24 protein-coding genes and 1 pseudogene are annotated in these 22,132 nt (G+C 68.9%); 11 read left to right on the top strand and 14 right to left on the bottom strand.

Features of this window, described 5'->3' with window-relative positions; translation table 11 throughout:
• Window positions 1-76: 76 nt before the first annotated feature.
• The 10 genes from VNS22_RS04100 (at window position 77) to VNS22_RS04055 (ending at window position 9,078) form a co-directional block, all read left to right on the top strand.
• Window positions 77-343 (top strand): hypothetical protein, encoded by a 267-nt coding sequence (locus VNS22_RS04100; protein WP_325729880.1) that lies wholly within the window; start codon window positions 77-79, stop codon window positions 341-343.
• A gap of 106 nt (window positions 344-449) precedes the next feature.
• Window positions 450-1,448 (top strand): lytic murein transglycosylase, encoded by a 999-nt coding sequence (locus VNS22_RS04095; protein ID WP_325729878.1) that lies wholly within the window; start codon window positions 450-452, stop codon window positions 1,446-1,448.
• Window positions 1,449-1,453: 5 nt separating this feature from the next.
• Complete coding sequence (locus VNS22_RS04090; protein WP_325729877.1) at window positions 1,454-2,440, top strand: septal ring lytic transglycosylase RlpA family protein; 987 nt, start codon at window positions 1,454-1,456, stop codon at window positions 2,438-2,440.
• A gap of 33 nt (window positions 2,441-2,473) precedes the next feature.
• The gene (locus VNS22_RS04085) at window positions 2,474-3,670 is read left to right on the top strand and encodes a D-alanyl-D-alanine carboxypeptidase family protein (RefSeq protein ID WP_325729876.1); all 1,197 of its coding nucleotides are present in this window, start codon (window positions 2,474-2,476) and stop codon (window positions 3,668-3,670) included.
• A gap of 4 nt (window positions 3,671-3,674) precedes the next feature.
• On the top strand, window positions 3,675-4,301 hold the full coding sequence (gene tmk / locus VNS22_RS04080) for a dTMP kinase (protein WP_325729875.1): 627 nt from the start codon (window positions 3,675-3,677) through the stop codon (window positions 4,299-4,301).
• Window positions 4,298-5,350, top strand: a complete 1,053-nt coding sequence (locus VNS22_RS04075) for a DNA polymerase III subunit delta' (protein ID WP_325729874.1) — start codon at window positions 4,298-4,300, stop codon at window positions 5,348-5,350. The genes tmk and VNS22_RS04075 overlap by 4 nt, the downstream gene beginning before the upstream one ends.
• 38 nt (window positions 5,351-5,388) lie before the next feature.
• A complete protein-coding gene (gene metG / locus VNS22_RS04070) occupies window positions 5,389-6,921 on the top strand; it encodes a methionine--tRNA ligase (RefSeq protein ID WP_325729872.1) in 1,533 nt (510 codons plus the stop codon).
• Window positions 6,918-7,703 carry a TatD family hydrolase gene (locus VNS22_RS04065; protein ID WP_325729871.1) on the top strand — a complete coding sequence of 262 codons (786 nt, stop codon included), beginning with the start codon at window positions 6,918-6,920 and terminating at the stop codon, window positions 7,701-7,703. Before metG ends, VNS22_RS04065 begins: the two co-directional genes overlap by 4 nt.
• Window positions 7,700-8,476 (top strand): MBL fold metallo-hydrolase, encoded by a 777-nt coding sequence (locus tag VNS22_RS04060; protein ID WP_325729869.1) that lies wholly within the window; start codon window positions 7,700-7,702, stop codon window positions 8,474-8,476. The genes VNS22_RS04065 and VNS22_RS04060 overlap by 4 nt, the downstream gene beginning before the upstream one ends.
• A complete protein-coding gene (locus tag VNS22_RS04055; RefSeq protein WP_325729867.1) occupies window positions 8,473-9,078 on the top strand; it encodes a GNAT family N-acetyltransferase in 606 nt (201 codons plus the stop codon). Before VNS22_RS04060 ends, VNS22_RS04055 begins: the two co-directional genes overlap by 4 nt.
• Here VNS22_RS04055 and sseA read toward each other — a convergent pair.
• The 3 genes from sseA to VNS22_RS04040 all read right to left on the bottom strand — a co-directional run bounded on the left by sseA (window position 9,068) and on the right by VNS22_RS04040 (window position 11,552).
• Window positions 9,068-9,913 carry a 3-mercaptopyruvate sulfurtransferase gene (gene sseA, locus VNS22_RS04050; protein ID WP_325729865.1) on the bottom strand — a complete coding sequence of 282 codons (846 nt, stop codon included), beginning with the start codon at window positions 9,911-9,913 and terminating at the stop codon, window positions 9,068-9,070. The genes VNS22_RS04055 and sseA overlap by 11 nt on opposite strands.
• Entirely contained in the window at window positions 9,910-10,929 is a 1,020-nt protein-coding gene (locus VNS22_RS04045; RefSeq protein ID WP_325729863.1) for a cysteine synthase A, read from the bottom strand. The genes sseA and VNS22_RS04045 overlap by 4 nt, the downstream gene beginning before the upstream one ends.
• Window positions 10,930-11,018: 89 nt before the next feature.
• Window positions 11,019-11,552: a cell wall hydrolase gene (locus VNS22_RS04040; RefSeq protein WP_325729861.1), complete on the bottom strand. Its 534-nt coding sequence runs from the start codon at window positions 11,550-11,552 to the stop codon at window positions 11,019-11,021.
• A 126-nt stretch (window positions 11,553-11,678) separates the two neighbouring features.
• On the opposite strand from VNS22_RS04040, the gene VNS22_RS04035 reads away from it, so the two are divergent.
• A complete protein-coding gene (locus VNS22_RS04035; protein WP_325729859.1) occupies window positions 11,679-12,059 on the top strand; it encodes a hypothetical protein in 381 nt (126 codons plus the stop codon).
• Here the strand turns inward: VNS22_RS04035 and VNS22_RS04030 are convergent.
• From VNS22_RS04030 to VNS22_RS28210, 11 genes and pseudogenes are all read right to left on the bottom strand, one after another.
• On the bottom strand, window positions 12,049-14,061 hold the full coding sequence (locus VNS22_RS04030; RefSeq protein ID WP_325729857.1) for a hypothetical protein: 2,013 nt from the start codon (window positions 14,059-14,061) through the stop codon (window positions 12,049-12,051). The two genes, VNS22_RS04035 and VNS22_RS04030, sit on opposite strands and share 11 nt — an antisense overlap.
• 12 nt (window positions 14,062-14,073) lie before the next feature.
• Window positions 14,074-14,880, bottom strand: a complete 807-nt coding sequence (locus tag VNS22_RS04025; protein WP_325729855.1) for a carbohydrate ABC transporter permease — start codon at window positions 14,878-14,880, stop codon at window positions 14,074-14,076.
• Entirely contained in the window at window positions 14,877-15,761 is an 885-nt protein-coding gene (locus VNS22_RS04020) for a sugar ABC transporter permease (protein WP_325729854.1), read from the bottom strand. Before VNS22_RS04020 ends, VNS22_RS04025 begins: the two co-directional genes overlap by 4 nt.
• Complete coding sequence (locus tag VNS22_RS04015) at window positions 15,758-16,957, bottom strand: MFS transporter (protein ID WP_325729852.1); 1,200 nt, start codon at window positions 16,955-16,957, stop codon at window positions 15,758-15,760. Before VNS22_RS04015 ends, VNS22_RS04020 begins: the two co-directional genes overlap by 4 nt.
• Window positions 16,958-17,031: 74 nt before the next feature.
• Window positions 17,032-18,486: a sugar ABC transporter substrate-binding protein gene (locus tag VNS22_RS04010; RefSeq protein WP_325729850.1), complete on the bottom strand. Its 1,455-nt coding sequence runs from the start codon at window positions 18,484-18,486 to the stop codon at window positions 17,032-17,034.
• 51 nt (window positions 18,487-18,537) lie between these two features.
• Window positions 18,538-19,581 (bottom strand): NAD(P)-dependent oxidoreductase, encoded by a 1,044-nt coding sequence (locus VNS22_RS04005; RefSeq protein ID WP_325729848.1) that lies wholly within the window; start codon window positions 19,579-19,581, stop codon window positions 18,538-18,540.
• A 2-nt stretch (window positions 19,582-19,583) separates the two neighbouring features.
• Window positions 19,584-20,411: an HpcH/HpaI aldolase family protein gene (locus VNS22_RS04000; protein ID WP_325729846.1), complete on the bottom strand. Its 828-nt coding sequence runs from the start codon at window positions 20,409-20,411 to the stop codon at window positions 19,584-19,586.
• The gene (locus VNS22_RS03995) at window positions 20,408-20,734 is read right to left on the bottom strand and encodes a putative quinol monooxygenase (RefSeq protein WP_325729844.1); all 327 of its coding nucleotides are present in this window, start codon (window positions 20,732-20,734) and stop codon (window positions 20,408-20,410) included. The genes VNS22_RS04000 and VNS22_RS03995 overlap by 4 nt, the downstream gene beginning before the upstream one ends.
• Window positions 20,731-21,489 (bottom strand): transcriptional regulator NanR, encoded by a 759-nt coding sequence (gene nanR, locus VNS22_RS03990; protein WP_325729843.1) that lies wholly within the window; start codon window positions 21,487-21,489, stop codon window positions 20,731-20,733. The genes VNS22_RS03995 and nanR overlap by 4 nt, the downstream gene beginning before the upstream one ends.
• Window positions 21,490-21,644: 155 nt before the next feature.
• On the bottom strand, window positions 21,645-21,941 hold the full coding sequence (locus VNS22_RS03985) for an MliC family protein (RefSeq protein WP_325729841.1): 297 nt from the start codon (window positions 21,939-21,941) through the stop codon (window positions 21,645-21,647).
• Between the two features lie 41 nt (window positions 21,942-21,982).
• Window positions 21,983-22,132: pseudogene (locus tag VNS22_RS28210) on the bottom strand (SMP-30/gluconolactonase/LRE family protein); the annotation flags it as partial.

Raw genomic sequence — 22,132 nt, 5'->3', positions numbered from 1 at the left:
CCGTTGAGGAAATCCCCGACGAGCTGCGCTAGCATCTTCCCGTGGCCCCGCCCGAAGGGCCGACGAGGAAACGACCTTGCGCACCATTCTAGCAGCGGCGGCCGTGGCAGCGGCGGCCGTACCGGCGGCCCCGCTGTCCATCCTGGCCGGCCAGGCCACCGCGACCCTGGGCGTCAGCGTCACCGTGCTGGCGGCCTGCCCGCCCGGCAGCGGCCGGCCCTGTGCTCCGCCCGCCTCCGCGTCAGGTGCCGCCGTAGCCAGCACACCCGCCGCGGCATCGCCGGCACCGCCGATCGCGATCCTGCGCGACGAAGTGACCGGCATGGTGACCATCGTCTACTGATCTTCAACCTCTGGCATCGCTCCGGCTTCGCCCCTAGAAGCCGGAAATCCGACGATGCACCGCAGGTCCTCCGAGTTGGAGAGCGACCGTGGACGAGGGAGATCACGTGGCGACAAGCGATGACCTGGCCTGCAGCCGCCGCACGGTCTGGCAAGGCGGGATCGGCACCCTTGCGCTGCTCCTGGCAGCAGGCCGGTCCCGGCCGGTCCCGGCTGCCCAGCAGTCATGGCCGGATTTTCTGGACCAGATCGCACGCGAGGCGCGTAGGCTCGGCATCGCGCCCGCCACCACCCGGGCAGCGCTCGCCCGGGCCGAGCGGCTGGAGCAGGTCATCGAGCTGGACCGGCGCCAGCCGGAGGGCCAGATGACCTTTGCCGGCTATATCGGCCGGGTGATCGACGCGAACCGGGTGCGGCGCGGCCAGGAAATGCTGGCGACCCATTGGGATCTCCTGGAGCAGATCCGCTTCCGCTTCGGCGTGCCCAACCCGACCCTGGTGGCGCTCTGGGGGCTGGAGAGCTCCTACGGGCGCAATACCGGCGGCTGGTCGGTGATCTCGACACTCGCCACCCTGGCGCATGACGGCCGGCGCTCCGAGTTCTTTCGTGGCGAGCTGATGGCGGCCCTGCGGATCTTGGACTCGGGCGATGTCGACCTGGACGATCTCAAGGGGTCCTGGGCTGGCGCCATGGGCCAGGCCCAGTTCATGCCGTCCACCTACTTGCGCCATGCGCTGGACTGGGACGGCGACGGCCGGCGCGACATCTGGACGTCGGTACCCGACGTGCTCGCGTCCATGTCCAACCTGCTGGCGCGCTCGGGCTGGCGTCAGGGCGAACTCTGGGGCCGCGAGGTGCAGGCACCCGCCGATCTGCCGGACGGGCGCCGTGATACCCTGGCCGCGTTCGCCAAAGCGGGCGTGCGCACCATCGCGGGCGGCCCGTTGCCCAACTCCGACATCCCGGCGGTTTTGCTGCGGATGGACGGCCCGGGCGGCCGGGCCTTCTTGACCTACCACAACTTCCAGGTGATCAAGATCTGGAACCGCTCGGACTATTTCGCTCTGTCCGTCGGGCTTCTCTCCGACCAGTTGAAGGCTGCCTGATCGTCGTGACCCGTAAGGCAACCATCAGCCGGCGCATGCCGCACCTGGCGACCGGCCGGTCCTCGTCGCGGAACTGGCTGGCCGCCGGCCTGCTCCTGCTGCTGGCGGCCTGCTCCGGTAGTGAGCCGCCGCCGCCGGCGCCTGGCCCGAAGGTCGCGGGACCTGCCGGCACCTACAAGATCGGCAAGCCGTACAAGGTCGCGGGACGATGGTACTACCCGGCCTATGATCCGTCCTACGACCGCACGGGTACCGGTTCCTGGTATGGCGAGCAGTTCCACGGACGGCCGACCGCGAACGGCGAGGTTTTCGACAAGGAAGTCATCTCCGCGGCCCATCCGACCCTGCCGCTGCCCTCGATCGTGCGGGTGACCAATCTCGAGAATGGCCGGACCATCGAGGTCCGGGTGAACGACCGCGGCCCATTCGTGGATGGCCGTGAGATCGACCTGTCGGAGGCGGCTGCCCGGGCACTGGGCTTTCATGGCAAGGGCCTGGCCCCGGTCAGGGTCCAGTTCGTCCGGATCGCCCCGGATGCGGTGGGTGCGCCGCCAGAACCGGCCCAGGTCGCATCCGCCGCAGAAGACGGCAAACTCTACCAGGAGGCGAGCGCTCCGGCGGTGACCCGGGCGCGCCGGGCGGAGGCGGCACCGTTTCGCGCGAGCACGATCGAGGTGCGCGAAGCGGTGGAAGCCGAATCGGTGCCCCCGACCTGCGCATCGCGGGGGGATCCCCTGTTCGTCCAGGTGGGCGCGTTCTCCGACCCCAGCCGGGCGGACCGCGTGAAGCGGCAGATGGCGGCGCTGGGTGACGTCCTGCTGGAACCGGTGTTCGTGCGGGGCGAGGCGCTGCTGCGGCTGCGGGTCGGGCCGGAGACCGATCCCGCGAGTGCCCGGCGGCTGCTGGCCCGTGTGCAGGCGGCCGGCCATCCCCAGGCCTTCCTCACCGAAAACACCGGTCCGTCCCGGCCGGCCACGATCTGCGGGACCTGAGCTGGCTTACCGATCCTGCGGAGGGCAGGCTTCATGACCCATCTCGTGCTGGCGCGTCGTCTCCTGCCGTTGCTCGCCCTGCGGAGCCTGATCCTGCTGGGCCTGGCCCTGCTGGTCTCCGCAGCACCGGGACTGGTGCCACCGGCCACCGCACAGCCGATCGCGTTCGAGACCAAGGCGCGCGCGGCGATCCTGCTCGACTACCGCACCGGCAGCGTCCTGTTCGCCAAGGAGCCCGACCTGCGCCTGCCGCCGGCATCGATGAGCAAGCTCATGACCGCCTACATGGTGTTCGACGCGATCCGGGCCGGGCGGCTCAGCGAGGAGGACGAACTGCCGGTCAGCGAAGCGGCCTGGCGCACCGGCGGCTCCAAGATGTTCGTCAAGGTCGGTGACCGGATCCGCGTCGGCGACCTGATCCGCGGCGTGATCATCCAGTCCGGCAACGATGCCTGCGTCGTGATCGCGGAGGGGCTGGCGGGCAGCGAGGCGGCGTTCGCCCGGCAGATGACCGAGAAGGCGAGGGCGATCGGCCTGACCGGCTCGAACTTCGCCAACTCGAACGGCCTGCCCGACCCGGACCACTGGATGACGGTCCGCGACCTCGCCATCCTGGCACGGCGGCTGATCGTGGAATTCCCGGACTATTACTCGATCTACTCGGAGGAGGAGTTCACCTACCAGAACATCCGCCAGTTCTCGCGCAACCCGCTCCTGCGCAGCGGCGTGCCCGGGGTCGACGGCCTCAAGACCGGTCATACCGAGGAGGCGGGCTATGGGCTGGTCGCCTCGGCGCAACGCGACGGACGGCGGATCATCCTGGTCATGGCGGGGCTGGGCTCGGAAAAGGAGCGCGCCCAGGAAAGTGCCAGGATGCTGGAGTTCGGCTTCCGCGAATTCGAGGAGCAGGTCCTGTTCCGTGCGGGCCAGACCGTCGAGCAGGCCAGGGTCTGGCTCGGCGAGCAGCCGACCGTGCCTCTGGTCCCGGCGGAGGACGTCGCCATGACCGTCCCGCGAGGCGCCGCACCCGGGCTCGCCATGAAGGCCGCCTGGGACGATCCGGTGCCGGCGCCGGTCACCAAAGGCCAGCCGCTGGCCAACCTGACCGTCTCCGCACCTGGCCAGGAGCCGGTCGTGGTCCCGCTGGTCGCCGGCGACGACGTGCCCGAGGCCTCCTGGTTCCGCCGGATCTGGAGCCTCGGCATGTTCTATGTGGGGAGCTTGGTCTGATCCCGTGAGCTGCTTCATCACCTTCGAAGGCGGCGAGGGCGTCGGCAAGTCCAGCCAGCTGCCTCTCCTGGCGCGCCGGCTGGAAGCGCAGGGACATCGCGTGGTCACCACCCGCGAACCCGGCGGCACCGAGGGGGCCGAGCGGATCCGCGACCTGGCCGTGGCCGGCACGGCCGACCGCTGGTCGGCGCGGACCGAGCTCCTGCTGATGACCGCGGCACGCACCGACCATGTCGAGCGGGTGATCATGCCGGCCCTGCAGGCGGGCGCCTGGGTGCTCTGCGACCGGTTCCTGGACAGCACACGCGTCTATCAGGGCGTGGCCGGGGGGCTCGGCATCGAGCTGGTCGACCGCCTGCACGACCTGCTGCTGCCAAAGCCGCGTCCCGACCTCACCCTCCTGCTCGACCTGCCCGTGCCGGCAGCGGCCGCGCGCCGCGCCGCGGCCGGCGGTAGTGGGCGCTTCGAGGCCAAGGGCACGGCCTTTCACGAGAAGGTCCGTGCGGGCTTCCAGGCGATCGCCCGGGCCGAGCCGGCCAGGGTGGCAGTGATCGACGCCAGCCTGCCGCCGGACGAGGTGGCGGAGCGGATCTGGCAGGAGATCGGCACGCGTCTGGGGGAGCGGACATGAGCCTGCCCGAGCCGCGCCTTGCGGTCGAGCTGCTGGGCCAGGACGAGCCGGCCCGGCAGCTGGCGAGGGTATTGGCATCCGGACGCGTTGCCCATGGCTGGCTGCTGAGCGGATCGCGCGGCATCGGCAAGGCGACCCTGGCCTGGCGGTTCGCCCGCGCCCTGCTGGGCGCCACCCATGACGAGCTGCTGCGCAGCGAGCCGGCCGACCGGGTGTTCCGGATGCTGGCCGGCGGCAGCCACCCGGACCTGCATGTCCTGGAGGTCGAGGCTTCACGCGGCCGTCGGGCGGTGATCAAGGTCGACCAGGCGCGCGACCTGAAGGAGGAATTCGGGGCGACCGCCGGCCTGGGCGGGCGCCGGGTGCTGATCGTCGATGCCGCCGACGACCTGAACCCGCAGAGCGCCAACGCGATCCTGAAGCTGCTGGAGGAGCCGCCCTCCGGCACGGTCATCCTCCTGATCAACCATGTCCCGGGCCGGATCCTGCCGACCATCGCGTCTCGCTGCGTGCGCCTGCGCCTGAAGCGGCTGGACGACGCGGTCGTGGAGCGCCTGCTGGGCCAGGCACTGCCCGACCGGCCGGCCGACGCGCGACGGGCACTCCTGCCATTCGCCCGCGGCTCGATCGGCCGCGCCCTGTGGCTGGACGAAGTGGGCTTCCTGGAGCGCTATCACGACGTCCTGGCCGCCTGCGCGGCCACGGCCCGGGGCGGGTCATTGAGCGGGCTCGCCGAGCGGATCGCCCAGGCGCTGCAGGCGACCGGCGCCCAGGCCCCGTTCGAGGTGCCGCAGGCCATCCTCTACCGCGCCCTGCAGACCGCCGCGGGCACAATTCCGGCGGGCAGCGACGAGGGGGAACGCGCCGCACTTTCCGCCGTGGCGGCGCGGCGACCGCTTGATGACTGGGGTACGCCGTGGGACAACCTCGCCCGGCTGGCGGCCCGGTTCGAGCCGCTCAGCCTTTCTTCCGATGCCGCATCCCTGGCGGCGGCGGCAGTGCTGGCGGGTGAGACGGCCGAGCATCTGGTCCTGCCGGAGCCCTGGTGAGCGCGGCAGCGGCGAGCCTTCCGAAGGATCCGATCGACATGAGCGCGGGCGAGCGTTTCTACATCACCACGCCGATCTACTACGTCAACGACAGCCCGCATATCGGCCACGCCTACACCACGCTCGCCTGCGACGCATTCGCGAGGTTCGCCCGGCTCGACGGCAAGAAGGTGTGGTTCCTGACCGGCACGGACGAGCACGGCCAGAAGGTCGAGAAGGCCGCCCAGGCCGCCGGCAAGGACCCGCAGACCTTCACCGACGAGGTCAGCCAGCGCTTCCGTCGCCTGGCCGACGCGATGGGCTTCTCCCACGACGACTTCATCCGCACCACCGAGAAGCGCCACTACCGTGCCGTCCAGCATCTGTGGAACGTGCTGGTGGAGAAGGGCGAGATCTATCTGGGCAAGTATGCCGGCTGGTACTCGGTGCGCGACGAGGCGTTCTTCGACGAGAGCGAGATCACCGACGGCAAGGCGCCCACCGGTGCACCGGTCGAGTGGGTCGAGGAGCCGTCCTACTTCTTCCGCCTGTCCGCCTGGCAGGACCGGCTGCTCCAGTTCTACGAAACGAACCCGGACTTCATCCTGCCGCCGTCGCGGCGCAACGAAGTGATCAGCTTCGTGAAGTCGAACCTGCGCGACCTCTCGGTCTCCAGGACGACCTTCAAGTGGGGCGTGCCGGTCCCGAACGACCCCGACCATGTCATGTATGTCTGGCTGGACGCGCTCACCAACTACCTGACCGCGGTCGGCTACCCCGACGATACCGAGGCCTGGCGGACCTTCTGGCCGGCCGATGTCCATGTGGTCGGCAAGGACATCCTGCGCTTCCACGCGATCTACTGGCCGGCCTTCCTGATGGCCGCCGACCTGCCGCCGCCCAGGCGCGTGTTCGCCCATGGCTGGTGGACCAACGAGGGGCAGAAGATCTCGAAATCGGTCGGCAACGTGATCGACCCGCTCCAGCTGATCGAGACGTTCGGCCTGGACCAGACCCGCTACTTCCTGCTGCGCGAGGTGCCGTTCGGTGCGGACGGCGACTACAGTCGCGCGGCGATGATCCGGCGGATGAACGCCGACCTGGCCAACGACTACGGCAATCTCGGCCTGCGCGTCCTGTCCTTCATCCAGAAGAACGCCGGCGCCGCGGTACCGGCCAGGGGCGTACTGACCGCGGCCGACCATGAGCTGCTCGATGCCGCGGCCGGGCTGGTGGCGAGGGTGCGCGCGGACATGGACGTGCAGGCACCGCACAAGGCACTGGAGTCGATCTTCGCGGTGATCGCGGACGCCAACCGCTGGATCGACACCCAGGCGCCCTGGACCCTGCGCAAGACCGATCCCGACCGGATGAACACGGTGCTCTGGGTGCTGGTCGAGACGATCCGCCGGATCGCGATCCTCACCCAGGCCTTCATGCCGACGGCCTCGACCAAGGTTCTGGACCAGCTGGCGGTGCCGGCGGAGCGGCGGCTGCTGGTCCACGTCACCGATCCGGGCGCGGCGCTCGTCCCGGGCACGAAGCTGCCCAAGCCGGAGGGCGTGTTCCCGAAGTGGCAGGAACCGGCATGACGATCGTCGATACCCACTGCCACCTGGACTATCCCGGACTGACCGAGCAGTTGCCGGCGGTGCTGGAGCGCGCCGCAGCGGCCGGTGTCGACCGGATGATCACGATCGGCACGAAGCTCTCCGCCTTCGAGAAGATCCGCGCGATCGCGCATGACCACCCGAACGTGTTCTGCACGATCGGGGTCCATCCGCACGAGGCCGGCAAGGAGGGCTTCCCGGACCCTGACCTGCTGCTGAAGGCCGCCGAGAATCCGCGCGTGGTCGGGATCGGCGAAAGCGGGCTGGACTATTTCTACGACAACGCCCCGCGCGACGCGCAGCGCCGCTCCTTCCTCCTGCACATCCATGTCGCCCAGGCGACCGGCCTGCCGCTGGTGGTGCATACCCGCGATGCCGACGACGACACGATGGACCTGCTGGAGGAGGCGATGCGCCGCCAGCCGTTTACCGGCGTGATCCACTGCTACTCGTCGTCGCGGCGGCTGGCCGAGCGCGCGGTGACCATGGGCCTGCATCTGGGCATCGGCGGGATCCTGACCTTCCCCAGGAGCGATCTGATCCGCGACACGATCCGGCAGATGCCGCTGGATTCCCTGGTGCTGGAGACTGACGCGCCCTACCTGGCCCCGGTGCCCAAGCGCGGCAAGCCGAACGAGCCGGCCTATGTCGCCCATGTGGCGGCGAAGCTCGCCGAGGTGCTGGGCCTGAGCGTGGCCGAGGTGGAGCGGGTGACCAGCGCCAATGCCGAGCGCCTGTTCCCGCGGATCAAGCCCGCCGCATGAGGATCACCGTGCTCGGCTGCGGCACCTCGTCGGGCGTGCCGCAGATCGGCTGCCGCTGCCCGGTCTGCCTGTCCACCGATCCCAGGAACAAGCGGCTGCGCGCTTCGATCCTGGTGGAGGACCGGGGCAGCCTGATCCTGTTCGACTGCGGGCCGGACCTGCGCATGCAGCTCCTGAGTGCCGATGTCGACCGGCTGGACGCGCTGGTCTTCACCCACGCCCATGCCGACCACACCCACGGCATCGACGACATCCGCGGCGTCAACAACGCCATGGACGCCCAGCTGCCGGCCTATGGCGCCCCCGATGTCCTGGCGCAGATCCGCGCCCGGTTCGACTATGCCTTTTATCCGGACCGCCATCCGAACGGCGGCTTCTGGAGGCCGTCCATGGACCCGCGCCCGTTCGACGGACCGTTCCGGATCGGTGCCACCACGCTGGTGCCGTTCCGCCAGCGTCACGGCCAGGGGGAGAGCTGGGGCTTCAGGATTGGTGACTTCGCCTATTCCACCGACGTGGACTGGCTGGACGATACGGCCTTTGCCGCGCTGTCGGGCGTGCGCTACTGGATCGTCGACTGCCTGCGCGAGCGCCCGCATCCGACCCATGCCCATCTGGAGCGGACCATGGGCTGGATCGACCGGCTCCGGCCGGAGCGGGCCTGGTTCACCCACATGAACCACGAGGTTGACTATGCCACCTGGTGCGCCCGGCTGCCGGAGCATGTCCGCCCGGCCTATGACGGGCAGGTGATCGAGCTGGAGGCGTCGTGACCGAGCTGGAGCTGGAAGCCGGTTTCTACCTGCTGCCCAAGGGCATGCTGCCCTCGGTGGTGGTGTGCCTGGAGATGACCGAGCGGCCCGCGCCGCGCGAGGTAGCGCCGCCCGACGGCGCGGTCCTGCGCCATGTCGAGCGCCCGGACCTGGACTGGTACCGCGCTTTGTTCGCGAAGGTAGGCGAGCCCTGGCTCTGGTACGGCCGGCGGCTCCTGGCGGATGCGGAGCTGGCCGCGATCGTCCACGACCCGAAGGTCGAGGTGCGGGTGGTCGAGCTGAACGGCAGCCCGGAAGGCATGCTGGAGCTGGACTTCCGCAAGGAAGGGGAGGTGGAGCTCAGCTATTTCGGCCTGACCGACGCCCTGATCGGCACGCGCGCCGGTCGCTGGCTGATGGAGAACGCCATCACCTTGGCCTATCGCCAGCCGATCCGCCGCTTCTGGGTGCATACCTGCAACTACGACCACCGCTCCGCACTGGCCTTCTACCGGCGCTCGGGCTTCGTACCCTACCGTTTCGCCCTCGACCTGGACCCGGACCCGCGCCTGACCGGTCACCTGCCGATGGACGCGGCTCCCCAGGCCCCGATCATTCCCTGACGACCGGAGTATCCTGCCGGCCGCCCCATTCCGTCCATGACCCGTCATAGACGGCGAGGTCCTCCTTGCCGAGCTGGTAGGCGGCCAGTGCCAGCACTGCCGCCGACACGCCCGAGCCGCAGCTGGCGGCGACCGGCAGGCGCAGGTCGATCCCGGCACCGTCCAGCGCCATCTGCAGCCGGTCGTTCGGCAAGAGGCGGCCATCCGTGTCGATCAGCTCGCCGTAGGGCAGGTTCACGGCACCGGGCATGTGGCCCGAGCGCAGCCCGGCCCGCGGCTCGGGATCGGTTCCGCGGAACCGGCCGGGCGAGCGGACATCGACGACCTGGCTGCTGCCTTCGTCCAGTGCTGTGCGCACCCCGTCCAGGTCCAGGACCAGCGCCGGCCGGAAATGCGCCACGAAGCGCCTGGCCGGGGGGCGGACCTCGCCGGACTCCAGCTTCTGGCCCGCCGCCTGCCAGGCAGCGAGGCCGCCATCCAGCACCATCACGTCCTGGTGGCCCATCGTCCGGAACATCCACCAGGCCCGGGCCGCGGCCAGGAACCGGTTGGAGTCATAGACCACCACCCGGTCCGCATTGTCGATGCCGAGCTCGCCCACCTGCCGGCCGAACTGCTCAGGGGAGGGCAGCATGTGGGGCAGGCCGCTGGAATGATCCGCGATGACCTCGACATCGAAGAACACCGCCCCCGGCAGATGCCGTTCGAGATACTCGGCGTGGGCGTCGCGGTTCAGGTTCGGCAAATAGAACGTCGCGTCCAGGATGCGGACATCCGGGTCGCCCTGGTGCCGGATCAGCCAGTCCACCGATACCAGGGCGGGAAGGGGGCTCATCGATCCGTTCCTTCGGGTATCCATGGCGGCACCGGCAGGTTCTTCGCCCGCAGGAATGCCGGGTTGTAGAGCTTCGACTGGTAGCGTGCGCCACCATCGCACAGCACCGTCACCACCGTGTGGCCGGGCCCCAGCGCCTCGGCGACCCGGATCGCTGCGGTGACGTTGATCGCCGAGGAGCCGCCCAGCACCAGCCCTTCCTCCTGGGCCAGCGCGAACAGGATCGGCAGGGCCTCCTCGTCGGTGATCTGCAGGGCGTCGTCGATGCGCGCATTTTCCAGGTTCCTGGTCACCCGGCCCTGGCCAATCCCCTCCGTGATCGAGCTGCCGCTGCTCTTGAGCTCGCCGGTCTTGATCCAGGAATACAGGGCCGCACCCATCGGATCGGCCAGCACGATCCGGACGTCCGGCTTCTGCTCCTTCAGATAGTCCGCGACCCCGGCGAGCGTGCCGCCCGTGCCGACCGCGCAGGTGAAGGCGTCGATCCGGCCGCCGGTCTGCTGCCAGATTTCCGGGCCGGTCGTGCGATAATGTCCCTGCCGGTTTGCGACATTGTCGAACTGGTTGGCCCAGAGCGCGCCCTCAGGATGCGAGGCCGCCAGTTCCTCGGCGAGGCGCCCGGACAGCTTCACATAGTTGTTCGGGTCCTTGTAGGGCACCGCCGGCACCGGGCGCAGGTCGGCACCCGCCAGCCGCAGCGCGTCCATCTTCTCCTGGCTCTGGGTCTCCGGGATCACGATCACGGTCCGGTAGCCGCGCGCCGAGGCGACGTGGGCGAGACCGATCCCGGTGTTGCCGGCCGTACCCTCGACGATGATCCCGCCCGGGCGGATCTGGCCCCTGGCCTCGGCGTCCTCGATGATCGCGAGCGCTGCGCGGTCCTTGATCGAACCGCCCGGGTTCATGAACTCGCACTTGCCCAGGATCTCGCAGCCGGTGCGCTCGGAGGGACCCCGCAGCCGGACCAGCGGCGTGTTGCCGATCAGGTCGGTGAAGCCGGAGCGGATGGGGGTCATCGATGGCAGCCCGGATGCGATGAGCAGATGCGGCAAAGCCTAGGATGGCAATGCCGGGCCGGCAAGGCGGCCGGCCAGTCCTCCTCGGATCAGCTCATGTCGCCTGGCGCGAAGAAGCTGTGGCCGCCCACTTGCAGCGTCTCGCGTACGTCCGGCCCCAGCCAGCCCGGCCGCTCGCGCCAGGATTCCCAGAACCAGAGTGCCCCCGCCGTCGGGTCGTGGCTGGGCTGGAACAGGAGTTCGCCCGCGAGCTCTTCCGCCTGCCGCCAAGCCTCCGGCTCGGCCGGGTCCACGCTGAGATCGCCGCAGGCCCAGCCGAACTGGCACTTGCCCGACCGGGTCGGCTCGACCACGACCTCGCGGATTCCGTCGGGAAACTCCGCGTCGCGCGCCCGGTTCAGGACCACCCAGCCGACCGCACGCATCGCGTCCCGGCTCTGGCCGCGCGCCTCGTGGTACATGGTGAGGGCCAGGTAGCGCTCGGCCTTGAGTGCCGGCGGGGGTGGCACGGTGGCTTGCCGGGCAGGGGCGTTCGGCGGTATCCGCCACGCTGCCGCCCCGATGGCGGCAACGCTTGCCAGCATGGCTGCGGCAGCCAGGACAGCACCCGCTCTCCGCCTCATCCGCTCCCTCCGTCCTTGAATCCTACCGGGGTACCGTCGGGAACTCGGGGTCGATCCCGCGGTTCCGGAGCCGCGCGTTCCGGCGTCGTGCTGAGGCGTTAGCACACCACCACAGGAGTTCCAGGCATGGCCGGTCGGATGCGCGACCTTTCCAATCTGACAGCGCTGCTGACCGCGTCCGGGACGACGATCATGGCCAGGCTCGGCCGGATGGCCGCCGATCCGCATGGCGTCGCAAAAGACCCGGAGACCACGCTGATGGTCACGGAGAAGCTGGCCGCCATCACCGAGGCCGCAGGCAAGGCGATGCTCGCGACCCCGGCGCTCACCATGGCCTGGCAGCGCTGGTGGTGGCAGCGCGCGCTCAGCTTCGACCTCGGTGCCGCACAGCGCGCCGATCACGAGCTCACGCGCGAGATCCAGCGGGTCATGGCCCGTACCGCACACGCGATGCAGACGCCGTTCCGACGCCGGGCCCGGGCCAATGCCCGCCGGCTCAGCGCCTGACCAGGATCCTGACCACGGCATAAGCATCCAGGGAGAGGTCGCCCGGTGGCAGCGGCACGGCGCTGTCGACCAGGAAATCCGCGTCCTGGCAGGCCCGCTCGAAATCGGCCGCATCCAGAACCGCCAGCTCCGCCAGGCCGGCATCCAGCCCGTCCAGCCGGACCTGACGCGGCGCGCCGGTCAGGTTGCACAGCCAGACCGTCAGTCCTGCGGCGCTCTCCGCTGCCAGGACCTGGATGGCCGAGGGTGCCGCGGAACGGGCCTGCCGCAGGCTGGCCCCGGCCAGGGCGGCATGACCGGTCAGCACGTGCCAGGCAGGGGTGATCGCCCCCCGGTGCGCGTCGAACCAGGGCTGCGGGTAGGGCTGGCGCGTGATGACGAGCCCGGACGGGCCTACCGCCGCGGCCAGACACAGCGTGTCCAGGCCGCCTTGCGCGGCATGGGCGAGCAGGCCCGCATACCAGGCAGCCCCCAGCAGCGCCCGATCGCGCGGGTCGACCCTGGCCATGGCGGTGCGGCCCTGCTCCGGGTTCTCGGCTGGTGTCGCGCCATAGGGGTTGTGCCGCATCGAGACGGCGGTCGGGTAGAGTACATAGGGTGTTGTCTCGCCAAGGATCGCGCGCGCGGAGCGCAGCAGCGAGGGCAGGGCCTCCAGCCCCTCGGTCACCGAAAGGTCGTCGCCGGCATGCACGGTCGGGAAGATGGCGTGGCCCAGGAAGTCGAACAGGCCCTGCGGCGGCCGCTTGCGGTTGAGTTCGGTGAAGCTGCCGAAGAAGCCGCCGCCGATCTCGCAGCCGGGAAAGGCCGCCCTGGCGCCGGCCAGGATCGCCTCGAAGGAGGGTGCCGCCGGCCAGATGCCGCCCGGCGTGGTCGACTTCAGGTCGCAGGCGGGCGAAAGTGCGATCCGACGGAAGTCCACGCCCGAGCGGCGCACCGCGGTCGCCAGCAGGTCGAGGTCGCGGGCGAGCGTGGTCGGGTCGTCGATCGGCCGGCCGAGCGCATCCCGGCAAGGCAGGACCGCCTCCAGTAGGCGCTCCTCCGGCTCGCCCAGCGCACCGAACGCTTCCAGCTGATGAACCACCATGTCCAGCGAATCGACGGTGACGCCTTCCAGAAGCGAGCAGGCATGGACCGGGAAGGCGGCACGGCCGAGCAGTTCCGCATGGTTCAGCGCCAGCGGCGCCAGATTGGCCGGCACCACCAGCGCCAGCTTCGGCATCTGGCCGATCACTTCGGGCTCGACCTGGACCTGGATCGCCTCGTCCTGGGCCGCAGCCTCTAAAGCCGGCAGCGTGCCTTCCACCGAGAGCGTCACCTGCAGGTCGAGCCGCTCGCCCTTCTCCAACGTGTAGGGCCAGGGCAGAGCTAGCGGGCGGATATAGGTCTTGTAGGAGGCATCCAGCCAGTTGCGCTGGTCCTCCATCTCGTAGGCGTCACCCTCCATGCGGCAGGTGACGCGCACGCCCGGGTAGACCTCGTGGCTGAGCGCGCGGATGTCCTTGAACGGCTGGATCGGGTCGATCAGGTCGGGAAAGCGGCTCTCCTCGATACTGCCATCCACATGCTCGACCCGGACCGGCTCGCCGGCGATGCCCTCCACTCCGTGCAGCACCACGAAGCCGGCCCGATTGGTGACGAAGTCGGTCAGCGCCTCGCCCAGCACCCGGAAAGTCAGCGAGCCATCAGCCCGACCGGTGATCTCCGCATCATAGGCGAAGGTCTGCGTGCCGTCCGAGCAGGTGGCGCGGTAGGTGACCCGGAAGCCGTCCGGGTCCTCCTGGACCTCGAGATCGGCGATCTCGGGCCCATAGGTGCCCCAGTTGCGGTCGCGCACGATCATGGAGATGGCGCGGATCGCCTCGCGGCTGCCGAGCCTGACATGGCGCAGGTTGCCGGCGTCCAGAGTGCAGGCGAGCGGGCCGGCCCTCAGCGTCCGGGTGGCCGCGACCGGCTCCTCGGTGCCGAACAGGGCGACCGCCCGGCTGACAGTGCTGCTCGTCATGCGTCTTTCCCCTCAACCCTTGACGGCACCCAGCGAGATCCCGCGGACCAGGTAGCGCTGCAGGAACGCCACCGCGAGGAAGATGGGCACGGTGCCCAGCACGCTCATCGCCGAGATCTTCGCCCAGAAGTTCGACTGGCCGCCGAAATAATGGGTGAGCTGCACCGGGAAGGTCGTGACCGCGCTGCGGGTCAGGACCAGCGCGAACAGGAACTCGTTCCAGGCGAACACGAAGGTGAACACGGCGGTGGCGAACAGGCCGGTGCGGGCCAGCGGCAGCACGATCTTGGTGAACACCTGCAGCCGGGTACAGCCGTCGACCAGTGCCGACTCCTCGATCTCGCGCGGGATCTCCTGCAGGTAGCCGCGCATCATCCAGACCACGTAGGGCAGGTTGAATGCGGTGTAGAGGATGATCAGCCCGAGATAAGTGTCGACTAAGCCGAGCTTGACGTAGAGCAGGAAGATCGGGAACACGACCACGATCGGCGGCACCATGCGCTGGGACAGCACCCAGATCGAAAAATGGTCGCCGCCCGTCCGGAAGCGCGCAATCGCATAGGCGCACATCGTGCCGATCAGCATGGCCGCCACGGTCGAGACCGAGGCCACCACCAGGCTGTTCCAGATCGTCATTACGTCGCCGTCGCGGAACAGGACGGTGTAGTTCGAGAGCTGGAGGCTCGACGGCCACCAGACTGGAGGATAGCTGAAGATCTCGTCCGGCGTCTTGAAGGAGATCGTGAACAGCCAGTAGATCGGGAACAGGAACAGGACCGTCACGATCATGGCGACGGTGAAGCGGATGGCCGTCCTCATCGGGCGATCTCCACGCGCTTGAGCGCCGCCATCACCAGCATCGTCAGGATCACGATGATCACGAAGGCCATGGCGGCGGTGTAGCTGGTCTCGAACTGCTGGAAGCCCTGGACATAGGCATAGATCGAGATCGTCTCGGTCCGCGTGCCCGGCCCGCCCTTGGTGAGCGCCCAGATCACGTCGAAGATCCGGAACAGGTCGAGGCCGCGGATCAGCAGCGCGATCACGATCACCGGGCGGATCACCGGCAGGGTGATCGACCAGAGCGTACGCCAGAAGCCGGCCCCGTCGATCCGTGCAGCCTCGCCGAGCGAGGGGTCGACATTGGTCAGCGAGGCGAACAGCAGGAGGAACATGAACGGCGTCCACTGCCAGACCTCGGCGATCAGGATCGCCGCGTAGACGAAATTCGGGTCGTTCAGCCAGAGGATCGTCACGGGCTCGCCGGCCACCCAGGAGATCACCTGGTTGATCGGCCCGAACCGGTTGTCGAACAGAAGCCGCCAGGCGGCACCCGCCACGATCGGCGAGATCACCGTGGGCAGCACCAGCAGCGCCACGAAGACCGGCCGGCCGGGCAGTTCCTCCAGGAACAGCAATGCCAGCGCCAGGCCCAGGATCAGTTCCAGCGGCAGCGCCACCGCGGTGAACAGGAGGGTGTGGCCCAGCGCTTCCCAGAACCGCGTGTCGGACATCAGGCGCTGGTAGTTCAGCAGGCCCTGGAAGCTCGTGTCCTCGTCGATCATCGAGATGTTCTGGACGCTGACCAGCAGGGTCCAGATCAGCGGGAACAGGCCGATGAACAGGATGATCGCCACGGCCGGCGCGATCATCGCGTAGCCGAACCGGCGGTCGTGGCGGTGGACGTTTGGCTGGGTCATCGAAGCTCCGCGAGCCGGCGGTCACGGCTGAAGGCGAGAAAGCCCGTGGCGATCGCCAGGAGCGCCGCCAGGCTGAGGAACACTGCGGTCCAGACGGGCGGCGCAGCACTGGCCGCGACTTGGCCGGTCAGCGCCTGCAGCAGGGCGGCCCCGGCAAAGCAGGCGCCGTTCAGGAGGGTCAGGCCGCGCCCCATTTCCTGCGGTGCGAAGAACCGGCGCCCCTGGGCCATGACCATGTTGAACACGCTGCCAAAGCAGCCGACCAGCACCAGGGCGATGGTCGCCACCAGCAGGCTGCCGGTGACCATGAGGGCGACCAGTGCCGCCAGGGTGATGCAGGATCCCGCCAGCACCGGCAGCTTGCGCCGGTCGGTACGGCGCTCGATCGAGGCATAGAGCAAGGGGCCTGCGATCATGCCGATCGACATGAGCAGCAGCACGTTGCCGCGCTCGATCGCATCCAGGCCGAACATGTCGGCCAGATAGGGCCCACCCCACAGGCCGCGCACCGTGACCATCACGCCGTAGCCGATCAGGGCCATCGGCATGAGCGGCCAGAGCTCGCGCTTGCGGGCGACCTTGAACGTGCCGATCAGCGCCCGCAGCGGATGCTCGCCCGAGGCCGGGGCCGGGCTGCCGTCGCGCGTGTCCTGGACGAACAGCCAGACGAGCAGGGCGGACAGGCCCACGATCGCGGCCACCGCCACCAGCGCCAGGCGCCAGCCGATCAGGCCGGCCAGCCAGGCCAGCGGTGCCGTGCCCATCAGGTTGCCGAGGCTCCCCAGCGCCAGGACCAGCGAGGCCAGGCTGGCGAAGCGCGCCGGTTCGTACCAGCGGGTCAGCAGCACCAGCGTGCCCATGTAGACCGGCGCGCAACCGATCCCGATCACCACCTGGGCGGCGATGCCGACCTCGAGGTTGGGCGCCATCGCGAGCAGCAGGGCACCCAGGGCCGCAACCAGCACCATCGGCGCCACCAGCTTGCGGATGCCGTACTTGTCGAGCGCGATGCCGACCGGGATCTGCATCACGGCGAACGCGATGAACCAGACGCTGGACAGAAAGCCCAGGTCCTGGGTGGTGAGATCCAGGTCGCGCGACAGCTCGGGCGCAATGACGGCCAGCGAGGTGCGGAAGAACTGGCTGAGGATATAGGCAAGCGTCAGGGCCGCCAGGCTGGCCAAAGGCTGCGTCATGAAGAATCCGGAAAAGCATCAAGAAACGGCAAGATGCCGCCCGGCCGGCGGGCCGGGCGGCATCCCTTATCCGTTCAGGCTTTCGGCGGATAGGCGTTGGGCTTGGACGCCCAATCGGCATAGGCCGCCTTCTGCTTGTCGACGCCGACCCGCTCGGTAGTCGCGTCCCATTGCGCCGCGACGTCGTCCAGGATCGCCTGCGGATCCTCGCCAGACCAGAGCCGGGAGATGCCCTGGCGGATCGCCTCCTCGTACCGGTCGGTCTGCAGGATCGACAGGTCGAGGATGCCGGTGTTCGCCGCCTCCTGCAGGGCCGCCAGGTACTGCGGCGCTTCCGGCCAGCGGCTCTTGTACTCCTCGCTGGTGAAGTGGTCCTCGCGGAACGGGTCGCGCAGGGCGAACGGCAGCTGGACGCGCTGGATCGAGATGTCGCGCGAGTTCAGCCATTGGATGAACAGATAGGCCGCATCCTTGTTGGCCGAGGAGGCCGAGACCGAGAGGGCGAAGCCCGACGCCAGCTCCGGATGGCCGCCCGGCGTCACCGCATAGCCGACCTTGCCGGCGATCGTGCTCTTCGGCACCCAGTTCAGCGCAGCCTCGTCGGTGCCATAGCCCGCGGCCCAGCGCCCATACGGCGGCCAGGACAGGGTCATCGCCGTGTCGCCCTGCAGGAAGGCGGCCAGATTCTCGACGAAGCCGAAATTCTCGATGCCGGGCGGCATCCACTTGTTTTCGGCGACCCAGTCGGAGAACACCTTGACGCCGGCCGGAGAGTTCACCTGGGCCTTCATGGTCTCGGCGTCGAAGAAGATGCCGCCCTCGTTGCGGAACCGCTCCTGGAACATGAACTGGCCCTGGGCAGGGTCGCGGATGAACGCGGCGCCATAGGGCTTGCCACCGGTCACCTCGGTGATCAGCGCGCCGACCTCGTCGAACTCCTTCCAGGTCTTGGGCGGCACCGGCAGGTCGTAGCCATACTTGGCCTTGAACGCCTCCTGGATCTTCGGATCGCCCAGGATGTCGGTGCGATAGTACATGATGAAGACGTCGCCGTCGTCCGGCAGGCCGTAGATCTTGCCGTCCACGGTCATCTGGTTGTCCCGGTAGACCGGGGCGATGTCCTGCAACTCGTCGCGATAGCCGTACTTGTCGACATATTCGTCGAGCTGTTCCAGCGCACCGGCGCGGACCAGGTCGGGCATCCAGGCCGGGATGACGTTCAACGCGTCATAGGCGCCAGTACCGGCCCGGTGCTCCTGCAGGATCTTGGTGAACATCTCCGAGGTCGGCACCTCGACGACCTTCACCTTGATCCCGGTCTCCTTCTCCCAGAGCGGCCCGCTGAAGTTGAGCGGGTCCAGCGCCTGCAGGCCGGCTTCCCAGACGATCGAGATCTCGGTGCCGGCATATTGCTTGGCGGCCTCGACCGCCTTCTGCGCTGCCGATTCGGCGGCGAGCGACGGCCGCGCCAGGGCGACGAGCGCGCCGGCCATGGCGGTGGCTTCGAGGAAACGACGACGTTGCATCATCTTGTTCTGCCTCCCTGAAAATCATGCGGCCCGTCTGGGCCGCCGCTTATGTCAAGCCGACCGCGCCTTCGCCTTCGCGAGCTTCTCCTTGAAGCGCGGGTCCTCCAGTACTTCCCGGTTGACCACGCCCCTGGGGTTCTGGCCGTTCAGGATCGCGAGCGCCCCCGCCACATCGCCGGCGCCATTGCCGGCGAAGCACTGGTCGGTCCAGCACAGGGCGTGCGGCGAGACGATCACGTTGTCGAGCTGGAGGATCGGCTCGTCGGCCGGGACCGGCTCGACCTCGAACACGTCCAGCCCGGCCCCGGCAATGGTACCGTCCACCAGCGCCTGGTAGAGCGCCTTCTGGTCGACGGTGGGGCCACGCGAGGTGTTGATCAGATAGGCGCTGGGCTTCATCAGCTTGAGTGCCCGCTCGCCCACGATGTGGTGGGTCGCCTCCGACAGCGGCACCGATACCGACACGAAGTCCGAGCGCTGGAACAGCTCGTCGAAGCCCACCAGCTCCACACCCAGCTCGGCCGCGACCTTCGGGTCGGCATAGGGGTCGTGGGCGATGAGCTTCATCTCGAACGGCTTGAGCAGCCGGATCGCCTCGGCCCCGATATTGCCGATGCCGAGCTGGCCGAAGGTCCGCCCGACGATGCCCATGCCCATGTGTTCGGAGCGGTCGTTCCAGCGCCCCTCGCGGGTCATCTTGTCCTTGATCAGGAGCTTTTGCGACAGTGCGAGGACGAAGGTGACGATCGATACCGCGACCGGGCGGCGGATGCCGTCCGGGGTGATCACCAGGGCGATGCCATTATCCGTGCAGGCCGCGACGTCGACGCTGTCATAGCCCACGCCGAACCGGCAGACGGCGGCCAGCCTGCCGTCCTTCGGCACGCTGGCGCGGGTGAACTTCGGCACCAGCAGGATCAGGACGTCATAGCCCGCCAGCCCCTCGGCCGGCATCACGCCGTCCACCGGATCGACATAGCCGATCTCGATCCGTGGATCGGAGACCAGCGGCGACAGATCGAAGGAGGGATAGGTGGGCGAGCCGTCCGCCTTCCGGAAGTCGGAGGAAAGCGCCACCCTGAACTTGTCGGCCATGCTCACTTGCCCTTCTCGGCGTTCTTCTTCTGGGGCTTTTCCGCTGCAGACGCCGAAACGCAGCCCGCGCGCAGCCCGTCGATCCCGCTCTTCACCGCCGCCTGATAGGTCCAGACGTCACCGGCATAGCAGAGGAAGTCGAAGCCCTTGCCGTGATACTCGATTCCGGTCGCGACGTCCGGCACCAGCCGGCCGAGCCGCTTGCCGTGCCGCCGGCAGGCCTGCGCGACCGTGTCGATCGCGTCCAGGAAGGTGCGGCTCTGGAACTGGCCGGGCTCGCCCAGCGAGCAGGACAGGTCGAAATGGCCGACCCACAGGCAGTCGATCCCGGGCATGGCGGCGAGCGCGTCGGCGTTGTCGACGCCCTCCTTGGTCTCGATCTGGGCGAACACCACCGAGCGCCGGTTCTGGGCGGCCAGCTTGGCCAGCACGTCGCCGCCACGATAGGCGTCATGAGCAATGCCGAGCGCCACGCCGCGCTTGCCTTCCGGCACGTATTTCACCGCGTCGATGATGCTCTGCGCCTCCTCGGGCGTGGACACCATCGGCAGCATGATGCCCTCCGCGCCCATGTCCATCGCGCGCGCGATGTGCTGGTACTCGCGCGACGGCACCCGGACGATGGCCGGCAGGCGGGCCGCCTCCAGGTATCGGACCGCCGACTTCACCGTCTCGAAGCCGAAGCCGGAATGCTCGCAGTCGAACAGGACGAAGTCGCAGCCGGCATTCTTCAGGATGTGGCCGATCCCGGGGGTCGCGAACTCGACGACGAAATGGCCGAACTTCGGCCCGGCATCCTCGCACATCTCGCGCATGGTCGCATGGCTCATCGCGGGGCTCCCGAACTCGGCTTGCAATGCTCGGCAAGCTCCAGAAGCCGTACCGTCGAACGCTCGACCAGGTCGGCGGAGCGCTCCTTGAAGGTCAGAAAGTGCGGCGTCTCCAGGTGACGCTCGAACGCCGCGCGGTCGTCATAGATCTCGTAGAGCAGCAATTCGGTAGGATCCTCAGGCGAAGTGACCACATCGAAACGGCGACAGCCGGGCTCGTCCGCGACCGAGGCCCGGGCATTCGCGGTGACGAGCGCACGGAACTCGTCGACTGCGACCGGTTTCAGGCGAAACTCGACCATCACCACCAACCCGTCGCTCATCGTTTCCTTCCTGCCTTGTTCCAGTAGAGGCCGGCCACCTCGGTCAGATGATCGGCCATCGCCTGGGCCGCCTCGTCCGGCTGGTGCGCTGCCACCGCCTTGAAGATCCGCTCGTGCGCCGCGAATGCCACCTCGAATGCCTTCGGGCTGGTGAGGGTCACCCGGCGCTGCTCGGTGAGCCAGCCGACCAGGGCCTCGTGCAGTGCGGTGAAGATCGGATTGTCCGGGATCTCGGCGAGGCGCAGGTGGAACAGCACGTCGGTACGGGCGAACTCGACCGGATCGCCCAACACCGCACGGTTGGCTTCCAGGGCCGCCTCCAGCGTGGCGACCTGTTCCGGCGTAGCGCGCAGCGCCGCCTGCCGGGCGACCCCGGTCTCGAACAGCCAGCGCGCCTCCTGGAAGTGCCGGACATTCTCGGGCCGGGCCAGCATCCGCCGCACCGGCAAGGTCATCTGCGAGACCACGTCCGCAGCGCTGGGCGAGGCCACCCGCGCCCGCTCGCCGTTGCGCCGCTCGATCAGCCCGCGCTGCTGCAAGGACAAAAGGGCCTCGCGCACAGCAGGTCGGCCCACGCCATAGCGGCCCATGAGCTCGCGCTCGGACGGCAGGCTGTCGCCCGGCCCGAGCGCCCCGGCATTAATGGTCGCCTCGATCCTGGCCGCCACTTCCTCGTGCAGCCGCCGCGTCCTGATCGGGGCATGATCCGCCCGTGATTCGACGGGCGCGATCTCGGTGGCCCGAGCGCTTGCCACTGTCTGCCTCCCTGGTGGCCCCGCCCAGGCGGGGTCATCTGCCTGCCATCCGGATGCTGCCCGGCATGACGGTGATCTCTTGGTATGAATGTGAACCTGTCATACCATCGCCGTCAACCGGTGCTGCACGCCCCACCGGGACCGGTGGAGTGCTGTCACCCGCCTCGTGTGCAGTGGCGGGTGCCGTCCACGTTCTCGAGGATCGCTTGGTCGCCTTCGATCCGCAGGATGGTGTCGCCGGCCTTGTACTTGGCGCCCTGCTCGGAGAATACGCCGTGCAACTCGCGGGACACGCCGGCATGCTCGATCGTCGCCGCTTCCAGCCCCGTGAAGGTCACCTGCAGCTGGGTGCCATCGTCACAGCCATAGGCGAGCGTGCTCCCGCTCGGCGGAACGTGACGGTTCACGCCCTCGATCTGGCCCTGGCAGCCGCCCAGCAGGACGGCCGCCAAGAGGAGGCCTGCGGCCGGCCTGGCCGCGGCCCCCCGCCCGATCAAGGCACCTGCGCTCCGGTGACGGTGACATGCACCGCATAGAGCGAGGTCGTGCCGCAGATATAGAGCCGGTTGCGCTTGAACCCGCCGAAGCAGACATTCGCCACCACCTCGGGCACCAGGATCTTGCCGAGCAGCTGCCCGTCCGG

This window comes from Geminicoccus sp., assembly GCF_035556675.1.
Classification (GTDB): domain Bacteria; phylum Pseudomonadota; class Alphaproteobacteria; order Geminicoccales; family Geminicoccaceae; genus Geminicoccus.
The sequence above is the reverse complement of the archived record's forward strand: the minus strand, read 5'-3'. Positions and strand labels throughout refer to the sequence as shown.